The organism is Microbacterium sp. F51-2R (assembly GCF_052180235.1).
Taxonomy (GTDB): Bacteria; Actinomycetota; Actinomycetes; order Actinomycetales; family Microbacteriaceae; genus Microbacterium.
This window is the reverse complement of sequence record NZ_CP197470.1, coordinates 3,916,202-3,934,613: the sequence shown is the minus strand read 5'-3', so window position 1 is coordinate 3,934,613 and position 18,412 is coordinate 3,916,202. Positions and strand designations below refer to the sequence as shown.

At 70.7% G+C, this 18,412-nt stretch carries 18 protein-coding genes; 3 read left to right on the top strand and 15 right to left on the bottom strand.

Features of this window, described 5'->3' with window-relative positions; translation table 11 throughout:
- Positions 1-16: 16 nt before the first annotated feature.
- Positions 17-1,615: a ribosomal protection-like ABC-F family protein gene (abc-f, locus tag ACSBPH_RS17330; RefSeq protein ID WP_442575546.1), complete on the bottom strand. Its 1,599-nt coding sequence runs from the start codon at positions 1,613-1,615 to the stop codon at positions 17-19.
- A 126-nt stretch (positions 1,616-1,741) separates the two neighbouring features.
- Between abc-f and ACSBPH_RS17325 the strand changes: the two genes are divergently transcribed.
- Complete coding sequence (locus ACSBPH_RS17325; protein WP_442575545.1) at positions 1,742-2,380, top strand: biotin transporter BioY; 639 nt, start codon at positions 1,742-1,744, stop codon at positions 2,378-2,380.
- Positions 2,381-2,446: 66 nt separating this feature from the next.
- Here the strand turns inward: ACSBPH_RS17325 and ACSBPH_RS17320 are convergent, their stop codons facing one another.
- From ACSBPH_RS17320 to sufB, 12 genes are all read right to left on the bottom strand, one after another.
- Positions 2,447-3,496: an ABC transporter substrate-binding protein gene (locus ACSBPH_RS17320; RefSeq protein ID WP_442575544.1), complete on the bottom strand. Its 1,050-nt coding sequence runs from the start codon at positions 3,494-3,496 to the stop codon at positions 2,447-2,449.
- A 30-nt stretch (positions 3,497-3,526) separates the two neighbouring features.
- The gene (locus ACSBPH_RS17315) at positions 3,527-4,354 is read right to left on the bottom strand and encodes an ABC transporter ATP-binding protein (protein ID WP_442575543.1); all 828 of its coding nucleotides are present in this window, start codon (positions 4,352-4,354) and stop codon (positions 3,527-3,529) included.
- The gene (locus ACSBPH_RS17310) at positions 4,351-5,403 is read right to left on the bottom strand and encodes a FecCD family ABC transporter permease (protein ID WP_442575542.1); all 1,053 of its coding nucleotides are present in this window, start codon (positions 5,401-5,403) and stop codon (positions 4,351-4,353) included. The genes ACSBPH_RS17315 and ACSBPH_RS17310 overlap by 4 nt, the downstream gene beginning before the upstream one ends.
- Positions 5,400-6,413, bottom strand: coding sequence for a FecCD family ABC transporter permease (locus ACSBPH_RS17305; protein ID WP_442575541.1), 1,014 nt, complete (start codon positions 6,411-6,413; stop codon positions 5,400-5,402). Before ACSBPH_RS17305 ends, ACSBPH_RS17310 begins: the two co-directional genes overlap by 4 nt.
- Positions 6,410-7,339, bottom strand: a complete 930-nt coding sequence (locus ACSBPH_RS17300; protein WP_442575540.1) for a siderophore-interacting protein — start codon at positions 7,337-7,339, stop codon at positions 6,410-6,412. The genes ACSBPH_RS17305 and ACSBPH_RS17300 overlap by 4 nt, the downstream gene beginning before the upstream one ends.
- A 91-nt stretch (positions 7,340-7,430) precedes the next feature.
- Positions 7,431-8,810, bottom strand: coding sequence for an MFS transporter (locus ACSBPH_RS17295; protein ID WP_442575539.1), 1,380 nt, complete (start codon positions 8,808-8,810; stop codon positions 7,431-7,433).
- Complete coding sequence (locus ACSBPH_RS17290; protein WP_442575538.1) at positions 8,807-9,964, bottom strand: MalY/PatB family protein; 1,158 nt, start codon at positions 9,962-9,964, stop codon at positions 8,807-8,809. Before ACSBPH_RS17290 ends, ACSBPH_RS17295 begins: the two co-directional genes overlap by 4 nt.
- 111 nt (positions 9,965-10,075) lie before the next feature.
- Positions 10,076-10,405, bottom strand: coding sequence for a metal-sulfur cluster assembly factor (locus tag ACSBPH_RS17285; protein ID WP_133544131.1), 330 nt, complete (start codon positions 10,403-10,405; stop codon positions 10,076-10,078).
- Positions 10,406-10,414: 9 nt separating this feature from the next.
- Entirely contained in the window at positions 10,415-11,197 is a 783-nt protein-coding gene (sufC, locus tag ACSBPH_RS17280) for a Fe-S cluster assembly ATPase SufC (RefSeq protein WP_442575537.1), read from the bottom strand.
- A gap of 14 nt (positions 11,198-11,211) precedes the next feature.
- On the bottom strand, positions 11,212-11,541 hold the full coding sequence (locus ACSBPH_RS17275; RefSeq protein ID WP_442575536.1) for a non-heme iron oxygenase ferredoxin subunit: 330 nt from the start codon (positions 11,539-11,541) through the stop codon (positions 11,212-11,214).
- A complete protein-coding gene (gene sufD, locus ACSBPH_RS17270; RefSeq protein ID WP_442575535.1) occupies positions 11,538-12,746 on the bottom strand; it encodes a Fe-S cluster assembly protein SufD in 1,209 nt (402 codons plus the stop codon). Before sufD ends, ACSBPH_RS17275 begins: the two co-directional genes overlap by 4 nt.
- A complete protein-coding gene (gene sufB, locus ACSBPH_RS17265; RefSeq protein WP_442575534.1) occupies positions 12,747-14,165 on the bottom strand; it encodes a Fe-S cluster assembly protein SufB in 1,419 nt (472 codons plus the stop codon).
- A gap of 252 nt (positions 14,166-14,417) precedes the next feature.
- Here sufB and ACSBPH_RS17260 point away from each other — a divergent pair, with 252 nt between their 5' ends.
- Positions 14,418-15,410 (top strand): COX15/CtaA family protein, encoded by a 993-nt coding sequence (locus ACSBPH_RS17260; protein WP_442575533.1) that lies wholly within the window; start codon positions 14,418-14,420, stop codon positions 15,408-15,410.
- 161 nt (positions 15,411-15,571) lie between these two features.
- Positions 15,572-16,039 carry a dinucleotide-utilizing enzyme gene (locus tag ACSBPH_RS17255; RefSeq protein ID WP_442575532.1) on the top strand — a complete coding sequence of 156 codons (468 nt, stop codon included), beginning with the start codon at positions 15,572-15,574 and terminating at the stop codon, positions 16,037-16,039.
- Positions 16,040-16,146: 107 nt separating this feature from the next.
- On the opposite strand, the gene ACSBPH_RS17250 is transcribed toward ACSBPH_RS17255, so the two are convergent.
- Complete coding sequence (locus tag ACSBPH_RS17250; protein ID WP_442575531.1) at positions 16,147-17,010, bottom strand: endonuclease domain-containing protein; 864 nt, start codon at positions 17,008-17,010, stop codon at positions 16,147-16,149.
- A gap of 291 nt (positions 17,011-17,301) precedes the next feature.
- Complete coding sequence (locus ACSBPH_RS17245; protein WP_442575530.1) at positions 17,302-18,228, bottom strand: heme o synthase; 927 nt, start codon at positions 18,226-18,228, stop codon at positions 17,302-17,304.
- Positions 18,229-18,412: the final 184 nt, after the last annotated feature.

Genomic DNA, 18,412 nt, shown 5'->3' with positions numbered 1-18,412 from the left:
CCGAGGTACCGGGCTCTCAGGCCAGCGACACGAGGTCGACGTAGTCGCGGCCCCAGATGTCTTCGACGCCGTCGGGGAGGATCAGCACCCGCTCCGGGTTGAGCGCCTGGACCGCGCCCTCGTCGTGCGAGACGAGGACGACGGCGCCCTCGTAGTGCGCGAGGGCACCGAGGATCTCTTCGCGCGAGGCGGGGTCGAGGTTGTTCGTCGGCTCGTCGAGCAGCAGCATGTTGGCGCTGGAGACGACGAGCGTCGCGAGCGACAGCCGCGTCTTCTCACCGCCCGACAGCACGCCGGCGGGCTTGAGCACGTCGTCGCCCGTGAACAGGAACGAGCCGAGCACCTTGCGCGCCTCGGTCGCGGTGATGTCGGGCGCGGCCGACATCATGTTGTCGAGCACCGAACGGCTGACGTCGAGGTTCTCGTGCTCCTGCGCGTAGTAGCCGATCTTGAGGCCGTGGCCCGGTTCGATGCGGCCCGTGTCGGCCTTGTCGACCCCCGCGAGGATGCGGAGGAGCGTCGTCTTGCCGGCGCCGTTGAGTCCGAGCACGACGACCTTCGAGCCGCGGTCGATCGCGAGGTCGACGTCGGTGAAGATCTCGAGCGAGCCGTACGACTTCGACAGACCCGACGCCATGAGCGGAGTCTTGCCGCAGGGGGCGGGCTTGGGGAAGCGCAGCTTCGCGACGCGCTCCTCCTGGCGCACCTCGTCGAGACCCGCGAGCATCTTCTCGGCGCGCGCGACCATCTGATGCGCCGCGGCCGCCTTCGACGCCTTCGCGCCGAACCGGGCGGCCTGCTGCTGCAGGACGGTGGCCTTCTTCTCGACGTTGGCGCGCTCCTTCTTGCGGCGCTCCTCGTCGGCCACCCGCTGACGCAGGTAGTTCTTCCAGTTCATGTTGTAGACGTCGATGACCTGGCGGTTCGCGTCGAGGTAGAAGACGCGGTTGACCGTCTCGCCGACGAGCTCGACATCGTGCGAGATGACGATGAGGCCGCCCTTGTAGCCCTTGAGGAACTCGCGCAGCCACACGACGCTGTCGGCGTCGAGGTGGTTGGTCGGCTCGTCGAGGATCATCGTCTGCGCGTCCGAGAACAGGATGCGCGCCAGCTCGATGCGGCGCCGCTGTCCGCCCGAGAGCGTCTTGAGCGGCTGGTCGAGGATCCGGTCGGGCAGCGAGAGGTTGTGGGCGATGGATGCCGCTTCGGCCTCCGCCGCGTAGCCGCCGAGCGCCTCGAACCTCTCGGTGAGGTTGGCGTACTTGCGCATGGCGCGGGCCGCGGCATCCGTGTCGTCCGATGCCATCGCGAGCGATGCCTCGTGCATGCCGATCGCGAGCGTGCCGAGACCGCGCGCGTCGAGGATGCGCGTGCGCGCGAGCATCTCCGGGTCGCCGGAGCGGGGGTCCTGCGGCAGGTAGCCGAGCTCTCCGGTGCGGTCGACCTTGCCGTCGGAGGGCAGCAGGTCGCCCGCGAGCACCTTCGTCAGCGTCGTCTTGCCGGCGCCGTTCCGGCCGACGAGGCCGATCTTGTCGCCGTCCGACACGCGGAACGACACGTCCGACATGAGGACGCGAGCGCCGACGCGGATCTCGAGGTCGTGCACGGCGAGCACAGCAGACGTCCGTTTCCTTAGGTGAATGGGTGCAGAAGAGGCCGATGGCCAGCCCCCTAGTATAAGTCGCAAGTCCGCCCCTCCCTTCCCTGCAGGCCCGTCCGGGCCTCGATGCCAAGGAGCTCCATGTCCGCCATCGCCGCCGCACCCGGTCGTCGCCGCGTCCTCGCCGACATCATCGCCCGCCCCTCCCGACGCGCCCAGGCCTTCGCCGTCGACGCGGGACTCGTCGTCGCGGGCGCCGCGATCGTCGCCCTCCTCGCTCAGATCGAGATCCCGCTGTGGCCCGTCCCGATCACGGGTCAGACGCTCGGCGTCATCGTCGTCGGCGCGGCCCTCGGCGCGTGGCGCGGGGCCGCGGCTCTGACGACCTACATGATCGCGGGCCTGGCCGGGCTCCCCGTCTTCGCGGGCTTCACCGGCACGCTCCTCGCGCTCGGCAAGCCCAGCTTCGGCTTCATCGTCGGCTTCATCTTCTCGGCGTTCGTCGCCGGGTGGTTCGCCGAGCGCGCGTGGGACCGCAAGCCGCTGCTCGCCTTCGTGGGCTTCGCTCTGGCCAGCGCCATCCCGTTCGTCTTCGGCATCCCGTACATGGCGCTCATCCTCAACGTCGTGGGCGGCGGCTCGTTCGGCCTCGGCGAGATCCTGCAGTTCGGGCTGTGGCCGTTCATCGTCGGAGGCCTGATCAAGGCGGCCCTCGCGGCGCTCATCATCCCGGGCGCCTGGGCGCTCGTGAACGCGGTCGACACGCGCAAGAAGGGCTGACCGCCCTCACCATGACGAAGACCCCGGCCGATCGGCCGGGGTCTTCGTCGTCGCGAGGGGCGGAGGTCAGCCCTGCGCTCCCGAGGTGGCGGTGGCGGTGGCGGTGGCGAGCTTCTCGACCATCGTCGGAAGCAGCCACGGGAGCGAGAGCGCCGTCGGCGAGACCGCCGCGACGTTCTCCTCGCCCACGATCGCCGCGACCGCGCCGGTCTGCACGGCGGGGATCAGCCGGCCGCGATCGGACGCGAGGAAGTCGTCGAGTGATGCCTGCTGCTCGTCCTGGGTGAAGAGCACCTGCGCGTCGATCCGGTCGAGGCTCTCGTAGCTGACGGTCGTGTAGAACGTCCCCTCGCCCGTGTCGAGATCGGTGACGCTCGGCGGCGACACGAACCCGAGGTCCTGGAGGATCTCGACGCGCGGGTCGGACGGCAGGTACAGGTAGAGCGTGTCGACGTCGTCGTCGATGTAGGCGATCGACGTGCCGGCGAACTCGGGGTGGGCGGCCGCGGCATCCTTCACCTGCGCGTCGAGATCCGCCACGAGCCGCTCCGCCTCCGGCTCGAGCCCGAGCGCCTTGCCCGTCTCGGTGATGACGTCGCGCCACGGCGTGGACCAGAGCGCCTCCTCGGGGGCGACCACGGGGATGCCCGCCTTCGTCACGGCGTCGTACTCCTCCTGCGTGAGCCCCGAGTACGGCGCGATGAGCACATCGGGGTCGGCGGCGAGCAGCTCCTCGACCGAGAGCTCGTAGGTCGCGTTGTCGAGGATCGCCGGCTTCTCGCCGCCGAGCTCCTCGATCGCGTCCTCCACCCACGGCGTGATGCGGTCCTCGCCCCCGCCGTAGTCCATCGACGAGATCGCGACCGGGACGATGCCGAGGGCGAGCACGGCGTCGGTCGCCCCCCACCCCCACGTCGCGATGCGCTCGGGGGCGGCCTCGATGGTCGTCTCGCCGTAGACGTGGTCGAACGTGACCGGGAATGCCGCGGCGTCGCCGGGTGCGGCGGAGGCGGCGGGGGTGTCGGAGCCGGCCGCGCTCGCGCAGCCGGTGAGGACGAGCGCGCCGACGGCGACGATCGCGGCGAGACCCGCGAGGGGGCGAAGGTGAGAAGGCATTGCTGTGTTCTTCCTTTCGTGGGCGGTCTGTCAGTGCTCGTGCGCCGCGACGTGCGCGCCGCCGGGCACCGGGACGACGAGGGGCGTCCGGGTCAGGGGGTCGGGGATCACGAGGGCATCGAGCGAGAACGCCTCCGAGACGACGGCGGCCGTGAGCACGTCGCCCGGGCTCCCCTGTGCGACGATCCGGCCGTGCGACATGACGACGAGCTCGTCGGCGTAGCGCGCCGCGAGATTGAGCTCGTGCAGCACCACGACGATCGTCGTGCCGTCGGTGCGGTTGAGCTCGCGCAGCAGGTCGAGCACCTCGATCTGATGGCTGAGATCGAGGAACGTCGTGGGCTCGTCGAGCAGGAGGATGCGGGGGTCCTGCGCGAGCGCCATCGCGATCCACACGCGCTGGCGCTGGCCGCCCGACAGGTCGCCGACGGGACGGTCGGCGAGGTCTGCGACACCGGTGCGGGCCATGGCCTCGCCCACCCGGGCCGTGTCGGCGGCGCTCCACCGCTGGAAGACGCCCCGGTGCGGGTGGCGTCCGCGCGAGACGAGCTCGGCGACGGTCAGGCCGTCGGGAGCGGACGGATGCTGCGGCAGCAGCCCGACGGTCTGGGCGAACGTGCGGCGGGAGATCGTCGAGACATCCGCCCCGTCCAGCTCGATGCGCCCTTCTTGAGGGCTGCGGACCCGCGCGAGGACGCCGAGGAGCGTGGACTTGCCGCACGCGTTGGCGCCGATGATCATCGTGATCCGGCCCGGCGCGATCTCGAGGTCGAGGCCCTCGATGACCCGGCGCCCGGGATAGCCGGCGGCGAGCCCACGGGCTGCGAGGCGGGGAGCGGAGACGGATGCCGAGGTCACAGCTGTCGTCCTTTCGAGGTCGAGAGGAGCCAGAGGAGGAAGATCGCGCCGAGCGCGCCCGTCACGACACCCACCGGGAGCGAGACGCCCGGGAGGGCGTACTGCGCCACGAGGTCTGCGGTCGTGAGCAGCGCCGCCCCCACCGCCGCGCTCGTACCGATGCCGAGGGCGCCGTGGCCGAGGAGCGGCCGGGCGATCGCCGGCGCGCACAGCGCGATGAACGAGATGGGGCCGACGAACGCCGTGGAGGTGGCGGTGAGGAGCACGGCGGCGAGGACGGCGGTCGTGCGCACGACACCCGGCTGCACGCCGAGCGACACCGCCGTGCCGGGGCCGAGCTGGGTCAGCGGAAGCCAGCGCGCGCACACGACGACCGCGGGCGCGGCGGCGACGCCGACCGCGAGGACGACGGCGACGTTCCACCACGGGGTCGAGGCGAGGCTGCCCGTCAGCCAGATGAGCGCCGACTGCGCGAGCTCGACCTGCGCCTTGACGAGCAGATAGCTCGTCAGCGCGAGGCACAGGAACGACACCCCGATGCCCGCGATGATCAGACGGTCGTCGCCGTCGGCGCGCCGGCGACCGGCCAGGAGCAGGAATGCGGCGACGACGAGGCCGCCGGCGAACGCGAGCAGCGCGAGCCACGGGCCGCCGACGCCGAGCACCAGCAGCCCGAACACCGCGGCGACGCCCGCTCCCCCGCTGATGCCCAGCAGATCGGGGCTGGCGAGCGGATTCGACAGCAGCGACTGCAGGAGCGCGCCCGCGACGCCGAGCGAGGCGCCGACGACGAGCGCCATCGCGACGCGCGGCGCGCGGATGTCGAAGACGACGTAGGCCTCGACCCTCGTGCCGCCGCCCCACAGCGTCCGCCACAGTTCTGCCGGCGCGAGGGCGTAGTCGCCGACCGACAGCGACACCGCCGCGACGACGAGAAGCACGAGCCCGAGGGCCGAGCCGACGACGAGGCGGCGGCGTCGCACGCGGATGCGCACCGCGTGCACGGCGGCCGCGGCATCCGTCGTCACGGGTCTCTCGAGCACGCTCACAGCACGACCTGCCGGCGCCGGAGGACGAGCGAGATGAGCACGGGCGCGCCCACGAAGGCGACGACGAGGCCCGCCTGCACTTCGCCGGGGAGGGCGATCACGCGCCCGACGACGTCGGAGACGAGGAGCACGAGGGCTCCGGCCGGCGCGCCGATGAGGAGGAGCCACCGGTAGTCCGCGCCGACGAGCGCTCGCAGCGCGTGCGGCACGAGGAGGCCGAGGAACACGATGGGGCCCGCGATCGCCGTGGCACCCCCGCACAGGAGGATCGTCGCGGCGATCCCGATGGCGCGCGTGCGGGTCACGTCGTGTCCGAGACCCGTCGCGGTGTCTTCGCCGAGGGCGATGAGATCGAGTCCTCGCGCGCACGTCGCGGCGAGCACGACGCCGATCAGGATCGGCGCGGCGACGATGGCGACGGTGTCGAGTCCGCGCGCGGTGAGCCCGCCGACGGACCAGTAGCGGTAGACGTCGAGAGCCGCGCGGTTGGTCGTGAGGATGAGGAGCGTCACCGCCGTGAGGCCCGCCGTGACCGCTGCGCCCGTGAGGGCGAGCCTGGCCGGTTCGCCCCCGTGCGGCCCGCGCGAGCCGATGGCCGCCACGACGGCCGCCGCGACGGCCGCGCCCCCGAAGGCGAACCAGACGAAGCCGCTCGGTGCTGTGATGCCCAGGATGACGATGGCGCTGAGGACCGCGACCGACGCCCCGGAGTTGACGCCGAGCAGACCCGGATCGGCGAGCGGATTGCGCGTGAGGCCTTGCATGAGGGTGCCCGCGAGGGCGAGGGCGGCTCCCGCGAGGATCCCGATGAGAGTGCGCGGCAGGCGCTGCGTCAGGACGACGGAGTGGTCGGCGTCGCCGTCCACGGGCGCGAAGAGCGCCTGCAGGACGGAGCCGGGGGCGATCGGACGCGCACCGACGCCGAGGCTCAGCACGACGGCCCCGACGAGGAGCGCGAAGACGAGGATCAGCACGAGGCGCGCCCGACGGGTGCGGGCGGTGCTGTTCATTCGATGCGTTCCGCCTGACCCAGGCGCCAATAGCCCATGAAGGCGACGCGGCGGCGGTCGACGCCGTGGCCGGTCACGAGCAGGCGCCGGAGCGTCTTGACGGTGGCGGCCTCCCCCGCGATCCACGCATAGAATTCGCCGTCGCCGTCGGCGGGGCTGTCCCACAGCAGCTCGAGGTCGACGTCGATGTCGGCGAGCTCCTGCCGCCGCGGTGCGGCTGCCCGCTCCAGGACTGCGCCGTGGCCCGCGGTCCACCGCGTGACGGCCTCGATGAGCTCCGCGCCGTGCGCGCGCTCGCCGCGGGCGAGCCACGTCACCCGCAGGCGAGGTCGGTCGGCGAGGTCGAGGACGTCGTCTGCCGTCGGGATCTCGATGAAGACGTCGGCCTCGTACTCGGCGTCGAGCGACTCGAGGATCGCGGCGATCGCGGGCACCGCGGTCTCGTCGCCCGCCAGCAGCACGCGGCGCGCCGTGCCGGGGTGCCAGTCCAGCCCGGTCTCGGCGTGGGGGCTCCGGGCATCCGGTCCGACGACGATGAGTCGCTTCCCCGGGGCGGCGGCCTCGGCCCACGAGCCGGCGGGCCCGGCGTCGTGGTGGAGCACGAAGTCGACGGCGAGCTCGCGTCGCGCGGGGTCGATGCGGCGCACCGTGTAGGTGCGGAAGACGTTGCGCGCGACGTGCGGCAGCGCGCGCCACCGGTCGTACCAGTCGCCCGCCGCCTCGTCCTGGCCGATGTCGGCGAACGAGCCGTCGGCGTGCGGCAGCACGAGCTTGATCCGCTGGTCCCGGCGTGCCGTGCCGAAGACCTCGAAGTCCTCCGCGGTGAAGGTGACCCGCACGAAGTGCGGGCTCAGGCGTTCGACGCGGGCGACCTCGGCCTCGTACGGTCGGTACGCGGGTCGGACGGCAGTCGAAGTCGAAGGCACGTCCTTAGGCTAGCCTTACCTACCTCGAAGGCTCAAACCGATGTCTCGATGGAGAGCTTTCCGGTACCGCAGGCACCGCTCGCGGAGCCGTTCAGCGTCGATCTCGGGCCTCGTGAGCCTCGTGAGCGTGGCCGAGGCGCAGCCCGGGCACGAGGGCGAGCGCGGCAAGGACGACGGCGACGGCGAAGACGGCGGGGAACGCGGCATCCGTCGCCACCAGCGCCGTGAACACCAGCCCCATGACGGCGATCGTGGCCGAGGCGCCGATCGAATCCGAGATCGACAGGGCTGACGAGTTGAAGCCCTGGTTCTGCGGCGTCGAGTAGGCGAGTGTCAGCACCGTCAGCCGCGGATACATGAGGCCCATGCCCGAGCCCGCGAGAGTCCAGCCGGCGACCAGCACGATCGGATGGAGGTGGAGCGCCGCCGTGAGGCCCGCCACGACGGCCGCGGTCGCGAGCTGCGATGTGCCGAGGAGCGTGATGCGGGCATTGCCGATCCGGTCTCCGAAGCGCCCCTGGATCTCGGCGGCGACCGCCCACGCGAGCGCCGCGGCCGTGAGGCCGAGGCCCGCCCAGGTCGGCGAGAATCCGTAGTCCTCGATGAGGAGGTACGGCACGTAGATCTCGGCGCCGAACAGCGCGCCCGCGATGAGGCCGCGCATCAGCACGACGCTCGGCAGTCCCCGCGAGGCGATCAGCGTGCCGCGCGGAAGCAGCGGCCGCGATGCGAGGACCAGGACGATGACGGATGCCGCGACCCCCGCCCAGGCATACCGCCCGAGCTCTCCGGCGAGGCTCAGCCCCAAGGCGCCCGCCGCGACCAGGACCGCGCACGCCAGTCGCGGGGCGATGCGGGCTGTGGACGGATGCTCCGTGTCCAGCGGCAGCCCCCACAGCCGGATCGCGACCATCGTGAAGGCGACGACGGTGAGGGCCGCCACGCCCAGGAAGACCCAGCGCCAGTGCAGGTACTCCGTGACGGCGCCGGCGAGGAACGGACCGATGAGCGAGGGCACGACCCATGCCGCCGAGAAGGCCGCGAAGACACGGCCGTGGAGGGCGGACGGGTACACGCGGGCGACGACGACGTACAGCGCGACGGTCTGCCCGCCCGTGCCGAGTCCCTGGATGAGCCGTCCCGCGACGAGGAGCTCCATGGTCGGGGCGAGGCCTGCGACCACGAGACCCGCGACGAAGAGCAGCACCGACGTCGTGAGCGGCCAGACGGGGCCCGACCGATCGCTCCACGCCCCCACGGCGACCATCCCGATGACGCTCGTGGCGAGCGTGCCCGAGAACGCGACGGCGTAGAGCGCAGCGCCGTTCAGCTCGTCGCTGACGACCGGCATGACCGTCGTCACCGCGAGCGACTGCATCGCAGCGAGGAAGATGAGGGCGACGGCTCCCACCGTCACCCAGACGTAGCGCGGCGCCCAGACCGAGACGGCGTCGTCGACGCCGGTGCTCACGAAGAGAGGAGCGCGCCGACCCGCCGGATGCCCTCGCGCAGGACATCGGGGGCGCAGGCGAAGTTGATGCGCACGAAGCCCTTTCCTTCCTCGCCGAACAGCGGGCCGTGGTGGAACGCGACGCGCGCCTTGCTGCGCAGGACCGTCGCGGGGTTGTCGCCCCAACCATAGGCCGAGACGTCGACCCACGCGAGGAACCCGGCATCCGGAACCAGATATCGCGCCTGCGGAAGGTGCTCGGCGAGGAGATCCGCGAGGAGCCGCCGGTTCTCGTCGAGGGTGACCAGAAGACTGTCGAGCCACTCGTCGCTCTCGGCCGAGAACGCCGCGACGTTCGCCATCGCGCCGAAGAGGCCGGTGCGCCACTCCACCTCCCAGGGGAGGTCTCGGAGGGTCTTGGCCTGCGCGGGACCGCCGCCGATCATGACGGCGCACTTCAGCCCCGCGAGGTTGAACGTTTTGCTCGCGCTCGTGACGGCGTAGCCGACCTCGGCCGCCGTCTGCGAGGCGGCGAGGAAGGGCGTGTACGGCGCGCCGTGCGCGAGCGGACCGTGGATCTCGTCGGAGATGACGACGGCGCCGTGGCGGTCGACGATGCCGGCGAGGGCCGCCAGGCTCTCGCGCGAGTGCACCGTGCCGGTCGGGTTGTGCGGATTGCACAGCAGCACGGCGCGCGCGCCACCCGCGAGGGCCGCCTCGATCGCTGCGAGGTCGAGCTCCCAGCCGTGGTCGGTGCGGGCGAGGGGTACGCGTTCGACGACGGCGCCCGCCTCCTCCACCGTGTCGAAGAACGGCGGATACACGGGAGTGGTCACGATCACCCGATCGCCGGGCTCGGTCACGGCGCGGAGGATCTCGACGACGCCCATCATGACGTCACCGGTCCAGAAGACCGTCTGCGGGTCGACCTCCCAGTCGAAGCGGCGCGCGGCGAAGTCCACGAACGCCTCGCGCACACCCGGCTCCGGCGGCGTGTACCCCGTGTCGCCGAGCTCGACGGCGCGCAGCAGCGTGCGCGTGATGGCGGGCGCCAGGGCGTAGTCCATCTCGGCGACGAAGAACGGCAGGATGTCGTCCGGGTACTTGCGCCACTTGGTGCTGGACCGCTGCCGGAGCTCGTCGAGGGGAAGTGCTTGCAGGGGGGCGACGCTCACCGTACGAGCCTAACGACGAGGACGGATGCCGCGCCCCGACGTGTCGCCGCGTTGCAGCCGCGGCGGACGCGGGGTCGGCTCGGATCGCGAAGCCGTCTCAGATGGCGCCGTTCAGATCGCGAAGCCGAGCGCGCGCATCATGTCGCGCCCGTCGTCGGTGATCCGCTCGGGACCCCACGGCGGCATCCACACCCAGTTGATGCGGAAGCGCTCCACGACGTCGTCGAGAGCCTGAGCCGTCTGCTCTTCGAGCACGTCGGTCAGCGGGCACCCCGCCGAGGTGAGGGTCATGTGGATGACGAGAGCATCGTTCTCGTCATCCCACGCGAGGTCGTAGATGAGTCCCAGATCGACGACATTGATCCCCAGCTCGGGGTCCATGACGTCTTTGAGCGCTTCGGTGACCTCGTCGAACTTCTCGGGTGTGAGCGTCGCGGTCATACTGCGATCTTACGCCTGGGCGTCTGCCGCGGCCTCGGCCACGGGCTCGAGGAAGCGGTCGTAGCCCTCGTTCTCGAGGCGCTCGGCGAGCTCGGGGCCGCCCTCCTCGACGATCCGGCCGCGCACCATGACGTGCACGAAGTCGGGGTGGATGTACCGCAGGATGCGCGTGTAGTGCGTGATGAGGAGCACGCCGAGGTTCGTCTCGCCCTTGGCGCGGTTGACGCCCTCCGACACGATCTTGAGCGCGTCGACGTCGAGGCCGGAGTCGGTCTCGTCGAGCACGGCGATCTTCGGCTTCAGCAGTTCGAGCTGGAGGATCTCGTGGCGCTTCTTCTCGCCGCCCGAAAAGCCCTCGTTGACGTTGCGCTGCGCGAACTTGCCGTCCATGCGGAGGTGCTTCATGGCCTCCTTGACGTCCTTCGTCCACGTGCGGATCGAGGGCGCCTCGCCGTCGATCGCGGTCTTCGCGGTGCGGAGGAAGTTCGTGACCGTGACGCCGGGGATCTCGACGGGGTACTGCATCGCGAGGAACAGGCCGGCGCGGGCGCGCTCGTCGACCGTCATCGCGAGGACGTCCTCGCCGTCGAGCGTGATCGTGCCGCTGGTCACCGTGTACTTGGGGTGACCGGCGATCGTGTAGGCGAGCGTCGACTTGCCCGAGCCGTTGGGGCCCATGATCGCGTGGGTCTGACCGGTCTGCACCGTGAGGGTGACGCCGTTGAGGATGGGCGTCGTCCCTTCGTCGGTCTCGACGGTGACGTGGAGGTCTCGGATCTCGAGGACAGTCATGCGGGTGTCTTCCTTCAGTTCGCTTCTTTGGTCACGGCAGGGTCGACGAACACGTCGTCGCCCTCGATCGTGACGGCGTAGACCGGGACCGGTTCGTACGCGGGGAGGTTGAGGGGGCGTCCGGTGCGCAGCGAGAACGCCGAGCCGTGGGCCCAGCACTCGAGCGTGTCACCGTCGACGAAGCCTTCGGAGAGCGAGATGTCGCCGTGCGTGCAGGTGTCGCCGATCGCGTGCACCTCGCCGTTGGAGTCGAGCACGACGGCCATGGGCACGCCGTCGACCTCGAAGCGCCGGGCGGCGTCCTGCTCGAGGTCGCCGAGCGCGCAGATGCGGGTCGCGCTCATACGGCGACCCCCTCGGCGAGCTCGCGCTCGATGGCCTCCGCAAGCTCCTGCTCGAGCTCGCGCACGCCGATCTTCTGCACGATCTCGGCGAGGAACCCGATGACGACGAGGCGGCGCGCCTCCTCCTCGGAGATGCCGCGCGCCTGCAGGTAGAACAGCTGCTCGTCGTCGAAGCGACCCGTCGCGCTGGCGTGACCCGCGCCGAGGATGTCGCCCGTCTCGATCTCGAGGTTGGGGACGGAGTCGGCGCGTGCGCCGTCGGTGAGCACGAGGTTGCGGTTCGCCTCATACGAGTCGGTGCCCACGGCATCCGGTCCGATGAGGACGTCGCCGATCCAGACGCTGCGCGCACCGACGCCCTGCAGGGCGCCCTTGTAGAGCACGTCGCCCTTGGTGTGCGTGCCCTTGTGGTGGAGATACACCTGGCTCTCGAGGTGCTGGCCCGCGTCGGAGTACGACAGGCCGTAGAGCTCGGCGTGCGAACCCGGCCCGGCGAGCTCGATCGAGGGGTTGACGCGCACCACGCCGCCGCCGAAGCTCACGACGATGTGGCGCAGGAGCGCGTCCTTGTCGACCCGTGCCTGGTGCGAGGAGAGGTGGAGCGCGTCATCCTCCCACTCCTGCACGGAGATGACGGTGAGCTTCGCGCCGTCGCGCACGATGATCTCGACGTTCTGCGAGTGCTGCGCCGTGCCGGTGTGGCGGAAGACGACGGTCGCGCGCGAGTTCGCGCCCGCCTCGAGGACGACGTGGGCGTGGGCGAGGCCGCCGGTGCCCGTGAGGTTGACGAAGACCGGCTCGTCGAGCTCGAGGTTCGCGGGGATCCGCAGAAGCGGCGCCTCGGTCTCCTGCTCCCACGCGATCGCGCTGGGAAGGTCTTCGGGGCGGAAGACCTCGCCGCGCGGAGCGGCGCCCTTCGCGAGCCGGGCCTGCTCGACGCCCTCGGGCGCCGTGACGTCGACCTGCATGACGCCTTCCGGGCCTGCGACGTCTTCGAAGAGCGGCGCGAGGCGGGCGACCGGCGTGTACCGCCAGTTCACCTCGCGACCGTTCGGGACGGGGAAGTCGGCGGGGACGAACGAATGCGGGCGCTCGGAGCGGGTCTGCACCGGCACGAACGCGCCGGCCCCGTCGGAGTGCGCCAGGGAACCCGGCACCACTCGGTCGTCGTTCGCGGACAAGGGTGCCTCAGTCGTGGTCGTCATTCAGCCGACCGATCCTTCCATGCCCATCTCGATGAGCTTGTTGAGCTCGAGGGCGTACTCCATGGGCAGTTCGCGGGCGATCGGCTCGATGAAGCCGCGGACGATCATGGCCATCGCCTCGTCCTCGGGCATGCCGCGCGACTGCAGGTAGAACAGCTGCTCTTCGCTGACCTTCGAGACCGTGGCCTCGTGGCCGAGCTGCACGTCGTCGACGCGGATGTCGATCGCCGGGTACGTGTCGGAGCGCGAGATCGTGTCGACCAGCAGCGCGTCGCAGCGGACGGTGTTGGCGCTGTGGTGCGCGTTGGCGTCGACCCGGACCTCGCCGCGGTAGCCGGCGCGGCCGCCGCCCCGTGCGATCGACTTCGAGACGATCGACGACTGGGTGTAGGGCGCCATGTGGATCATCTTGGCTCCGGCGTCCTGGTGCTGGCCGGGGCCGGCGAAGGCGACGGAGAGCGTCTCGCCCTTGGCGTGCTCGCCCATGAGGTAGATCGAGGGGTACTTCATCGTCACCTTGGAGCCGATGTTGCCGTCGATCCACTCCATCGTCGCGCCCTCGTGTGCGATCGCACGCTTGGTGACGAGGTTGTAGACGTTGTTCGACCAGTTCTGGATCGTCGTGTACCGCACGCGGGCGTTCTTCTTGACGATGATCTCGACGACGGCCGAGTGCAGCGAGTCGCTCTTGTAGATCGGCGCCGTGCAGCCCTCGATGTAGTGCACATAGGAGCCCTCGTCGGCGATGATGAGCGTCCGCTCGAACTGGCCCATGTTCTCGGTGTTGATCCGGAAGTACGCCTGCAGCGGGATCTCGACGTGCACGCCCTTGGGGACGTAGACGAACGAGCCGCCCGACCAGACGGCGGTGTTGAGCGCGGCGAACTTGTTGTCGCCCGCGGGGATCACGCTGCCGAAGTACTCCTCGAAGAACTCCGGGTGCTCCTTGAGAGCGGTGTCGGTGTCGAGGAAGATGACGCCCTGCGCCTCCAGCTCCTCCTGGATCTGGTGGTACACGACCTCGGACTCGTACTGCGCCGCGACGCCCGAGACCAGGCGCGCGCGCTCGGCCTCCGGGATGCCGAGACGCTCATACGTGTTCTTGATGTCTTCGGGGAGGTCTTCCCACGTCTGCGCCTGCTTCTCGGTCGAGCGCACGAAGTACTTGATGTTGTCGAAATCGATGTCGCTGAGGTCTGCACCCCACGTCGGCATCGGCTTGCGGCCGAACAGCTGAAGACCCTTCAGGCGGTTCTTCAGCATCCATTCGGGCTCGCTCTTGAGAGCGGAGATGTCACGGACGACGGCTTCGCTGATGCCCCGCCGCGCGCTGGCTCCGGCGGCATCGGCGTCGTGCCATCCGAATTCGTACACCCCCAGACCATCGAGCTCGGGGCGGTCGATCAGAACATCAGACATCGTCACACTCTCCTCATGGACCGAAACGGTGTCAGCCGCCCCGGCATTCCTGGTCTTCCTGGGAGGTGGGAAGGGGAATGCCGCTGTGGGCCCTCATCGGCGGCGCCAATCCTGCGCGCCTAGACTGTCATTGATGCGCGGCGCCGAAAGGCACTCGCGCGCGACCCCTTGATTCTACAGGCTCGCGCTGTCTCCCGGCGTCGCAGAGCCCGGCCCCCCGCGCCGCGGCGGGCCCCCAGGAGGCGATGTTCCATGTCCGCTCACCACAGCGCCCCTGCTCGCACCGGCCTGCTCGCCCGGTTCCGGCAGTGGCTGCTGCCCGACGCCGTGCGCACCAGCACGCGGGTCCTGGCCTGGCTCGTGCTCCTCAGCAACATCGTCATCGTCGCGACCGGCGGCCTCGTGCGCCTCACAGGTTCGGGAATGGGATGCCCCGAGTGGCCGTACTGCACCGAGGGCTCCCTCGTGCCGACCGCGGCACTCAGCTGGCACAGCCTCATCGAGTTCGGAAACCGCACGCTCACGGGCGTGCTCATCGTCATCGCACTGCTGGCGTTCCTGTCGGTCATCCGCCTCCGCGCGAGCCGCCCCGAGCTGTTCGCGCTGACGCTCGCCAACGGCATCGGCATCATCCTGCAGGCCGTCGTCGGCGGCGTCATCGTGTGGCTGCACCTGCCGCCGAGCCTCGTCGGCATCCACTTCGTCATCTCCGCGGCCCTCGTCGCGAACGCGGCCGCCTACGTCGCCCGCGTCTACGGCGGACCGGGGCCGCGGCGTCGCGCCGTCTCGCGCGGCTTCGCGATGCTCGCCCACATCACGAGCGCGGCCGTCGCCGTCACCGTGCTCATCGGCATCCTGCTCACGGGCGCCGGCCCGCACGCCGGTGACGACCTCGCGGCGCGCAACGGACTCGACCCCGTGCTGTGGCAGCACATCCACGCGTGGCCCGCGTACATCCTCTTCGCCCTCACCGTCGTGCTCTTCGCCGCCTCCTGGCGCACTCCCTCGGCGCTGCGGCTCCGGTTCTGGACGGGCCTGCTCCTCGCGGTCGAGCTCGTGCAGATCGGCGTCGGGCTCTGGCAGGCGCGGACGGGTCTTCCGATCCTCCTCGTCAACATCCACATGGTTCTCGCCGTGAGCCTCGTCGCCGCCATGACGGCCGTGATCATGCACCTGAAGACGACGGATGCCGAGGCCGAGGCATCCGTCCCCGTCGCCGAATCGAGCACGATCCGCGCACGCTGAACCGCCTCCGGCGGACGTGGCTGTGCGGCGGCGACGTGCCCGCCGGCAGCACCAGTCATAGGAAACTCATCGCCGCCGCACACGAGCGGTCGGGTCGGGATGCGTCAGACTGGGTGGCCGTGGGCAGACCGTGCCCACGAGTTGAAGGAGAGTTCCCCACCATGACCGCACGCCCCAGCCTTGTCCGCAGCATCCCGTTCTGGATCCTGCTCGTCGGCTCGCTCGCCAGCACCATCGTGGGAGCGTGGCTGGTCGTCACGAAGATCCAGCTGATGAACTCGACGCTCACCGACGGCTCCGCGACCGGAGTCGAGGTCTACGGCGGCCAGGCCTGGGTGACCCTCGGCGCCGCGCTGGTCGGAGCGGGCCTCGTCGGCTTCGTCGCCGCGCTGTTCCTCGCCGTGCTGCGCTCGTTCGTCCCCGCCGCCCGCGTGCAGGTCGGCGACCCCATCGCCGCCGAGTCGTATGGTGACGAGCCGGTCTTCGACGCCACCGCCGGCTACATCCCCGCAGCCCCGGTCTCCGACGCGCCCGTCGTCGTGACCGACGAGCCCGCCGTCTCGGCGCCGGCCTCGAGCTCGACCTCGGCCTCGGCCGCGGCTTCGGACGAGAACACCGCCGCACGCTGAACCCCGCTCGGCACCGCCGCACGCCACAGCGTCGGAGATAGCCACAGCGTCGGAGCGAATCACCGATTCGCCTCCGACGAACGGTGGATCTCCGACGCTGTGGCGTTTCACTGCCGGAGGTGGAGCCCCTGAGCCATCGCCTGCATGACGAGCCACTGCACCGTCGGCCAGTCGTCGACGATCTGCCGATACCCCACGCGGATCACGGTGTAGCCGAGCAGCCGCAGCGCGATGTCGTGCTCGTTGTCCGACATCCGCTGCCCGTCGACGTGATGCCCGCCGTCGACCCGCACGACGAGCCGCTCGCCGATCAGGTGGTCGACGTGATGTCCCGCGATCCAGATCTGCACGCGCACCGTCACGCCGAACCGCCTCAGCCGGCTCGAGAAGATGGTCTCCAGGCCCGAGTCGGCGAACGGCTCGGCCTCCGCGAGAATCCGCCGCGCCGCCGGCGGCAGCTCCAGGCGCGCGAGCCTGGCCGGATCGACCAGTCCCCGCCGGTACGCCGATTCCCACACGGCCAGCGCCCGCTCGTGCGGCTGACACGTGGCGATGATCGCGAGCACGTTCTCGATGTCGTCCTCGAGCGCGTCGGCGAGGCGAGGCACGACAGGCTTGGCCCAGTGCACCGTCGCACGGAGGGCAGTCGTGACCCTCGCGTGCGGGTCGGCTGCGACGTGCTCGCCCTCGGCGCCGAGAACCCAGAGCCCGAGCCGCCGTGCGCGCGTGACACAGGTCAGGACGACGCCGCAGCGCGCGGCGCCGACGAGTTCGGCGTCGGCATCCGGGGTCGCGACCCAGTCACGGCGCACCCGCACGAGGGCGCCCGCCTCGACGGCGGCGCGGAGGTGGTGGCGGGCATGCCCCTCGCGCAGCAGCGTCGAGACGCGCGCGACCCCGGCACGGGTGCGCACCGCCTGGAGAAGCGCCTGGAGCGCGGCGCAACGACGACGTTCGACGGAGAGTGCCATCGCGCCAGGATGCAGCCGACCGAGCCGTCACCCTGACCCGTCGGCGTGCGTGGGGCAGAACCGGCCGCAGCCGGGTGCGTGGGAGGAGCGGATGCGGATGCCTCGACCCTCGGCTGCCGCCACACCGTCGGAGATCACCACAGCGTCGGAGCGAAGCATCCTTTCTCGTCCGGAGAAGTGGCGATCTCCGACGTCGTGGCGTGCAGAAGTGCGCAGCGGCGACGCGCGGCACGGACGCCAGCGCGCGCCGCCGTCCGTGACGAGCACGAGACGCGCGAGCGCGAGCCCGGGTCAGAAGGGAAGCAGCGGGTCGATCGCGATCGCGACGAACAGGAGCGTCAGGTACGTGATCGAAGCGTGGAAGACGCGCATCGGCCGCGGCTCGGTGCCGCGCACGGCGCGGTTGTAGAGGCGGTGCGACTCGTAGATGAACCATCCGCCGAAGACGAGTGAGGAGACGGTGTAGACGAGGCCCATGTCGGCCACCGGGATCAGCAGCAGCGAGCACGCGACGGTCGCCCAGGCGTACAGGATGACCTGCAGCCCCACCTGCGAGCCGGAGCGGGTCGCACCGAGCATCGGGACGTCGACCTCGTCGTACTGGTTCTTGTACTTCATCGAGAGCGGCCAATAGTGCGGCGGCGTCCAGAGGAAGACGAGGAGGAACAGGATGAACGGCGGCCAGGCGAGCGAGCCCGTCACGGCGGTCCAGCCGATGAGGACGGGGAAGCAGCCGGCGATCCCGCCCCACACGATGTTCTGCTCGGTGCGGCGCTTGAGGATCATCGTGTAGATCACGACATAGAAGAAGATCGCCACCGCCGAGAGCGTCGCCGCGAGCCAGTTCGTCGTGAGCCACAGCCACAGGGTCGAGGCGACCGCGAGCGTCCAGGCGAAGACGAGCGCGCCGCGGGGCGACACCTCGCCGGTCACGAGCGGGCGGTTCACCGTGCGTTGCATGTGCGCGTCGATGTCGCGGTCGAGGTACATGTTGAACGTGGCAGCGGAGCCCGCGCTCATCGAGCCGCCGATGACGGTCGCGACGACGAGCCACAGGTTGGGGAGCCCGCCCTGGGCGAGGATCATGACCGGAACGGTCGTCACGAGCAGGAGCTCGAGGACGCGGGGCTTTGTCAGCGCGATGTAGGCGCGGACAGTGCGTCCGAAGGTGCGCGGGGATGCCGGGGTCGTCACGTGGGCCGTGCTCGAGATGTCCATCGCCCCCCGTATCGTGCGCCCGCTGTCAAACGTCTCCAAGTCTATGGCATCGGCATCCTCTCCCCTGCCGCCGCGGCGGCCTCACGATGACGGTCACGGCAGCGTGAGGCTCTCGACACGTGGCCGACACCCCGGCGCAACAGGGGCGAGCGAGAGGCGTGCGACGCTGTCGCCGCGCCTGTCG

Bases quoted from the DNA above. Each gene is read 5' to 3' on its own strand.
- ACSBPH_RS17255 (WP_442575532.1), top strand. From the start codon at position 15,572: ATGACCGCACGCCCCAGCCTTGTCCGCAGCATCCCGTTCTGGATCCTG.
- ACSBPH_RS17305 (WP_442575541.1), bottom strand. From the start codon at position 6,413: ATGAACAGCACCGCCCGCACCCGTCGGGCGCGCCTCGTGCTGATCCTC.
- ACSBPH_RS17250 (WP_442575531.1), bottom strand. From the start codon at position 17,010: ATGGCACTCTCCGTCGAACGTCGTCGTTGCGCCGCGCTCCAGGCGCTT.
- ACSBPH_RS17275 (WP_442575536.1), bottom strand. From the start codon at position 11,541: ATGAGCGCGACCCGCATCTGCGCGCTCGGCGACCTCGAGCAGGACGCC.
- sufC (WP_442575537.1), bottom strand. From the start codon at position 11,197: ATGACTGTCCTCGAGATCCGAGACCTCCACGTCACCGTCGAGACCGAC.
- ACSBPH_RS17285 (WP_133544131.1), bottom strand. From the start codon at position 10,405: ATGACCGCGACGCTCACACCCGAGAAGTTCGACGAGGTCACCGAAGCG.
- ACSBPH_RS17320 (WP_442575544.1), bottom strand. From the start codon at position 3,496: ATGCCTTCTCACCTTCGCCCCCTCGCGGGTCTCGCCGCGATCGTCGCC.
- sufB (WP_442575534.1), bottom strand. From the start codon at position 14,165: ATGTCTGATGTTCTGATCGACCGCCCCGAGCTCGATGGTCTGGGGGTG.
- ACSBPH_RS17245 (WP_442575530.1), bottom strand. From the start codon at position 18,228: ATGGACATCTCGAGCACGGCCCACGTGACGACCCCGGCATCCCCGCGC.
- sufD (WP_442575535.1), bottom strand. From the start codon at position 12,746: ATGACGACCACGACTGAGGCACCCTTGTCCGCGAACGACGACCGAGTG.
- ACSBPH_RS17260 (WP_442575533.1), top strand. From the start codon at position 14,418: ATGTCCGCTCACCACAGCGCCCCTGCTCGCACCGGCCTGCTCGCCCGG.
- ACSBPH_RS17325 (WP_442575545.1), top strand. From the start codon at position 1,742: ATGTCCGCCATCGCCGCCGCACCCGGTCGTCGCCGCGTCCTCGCCGAC.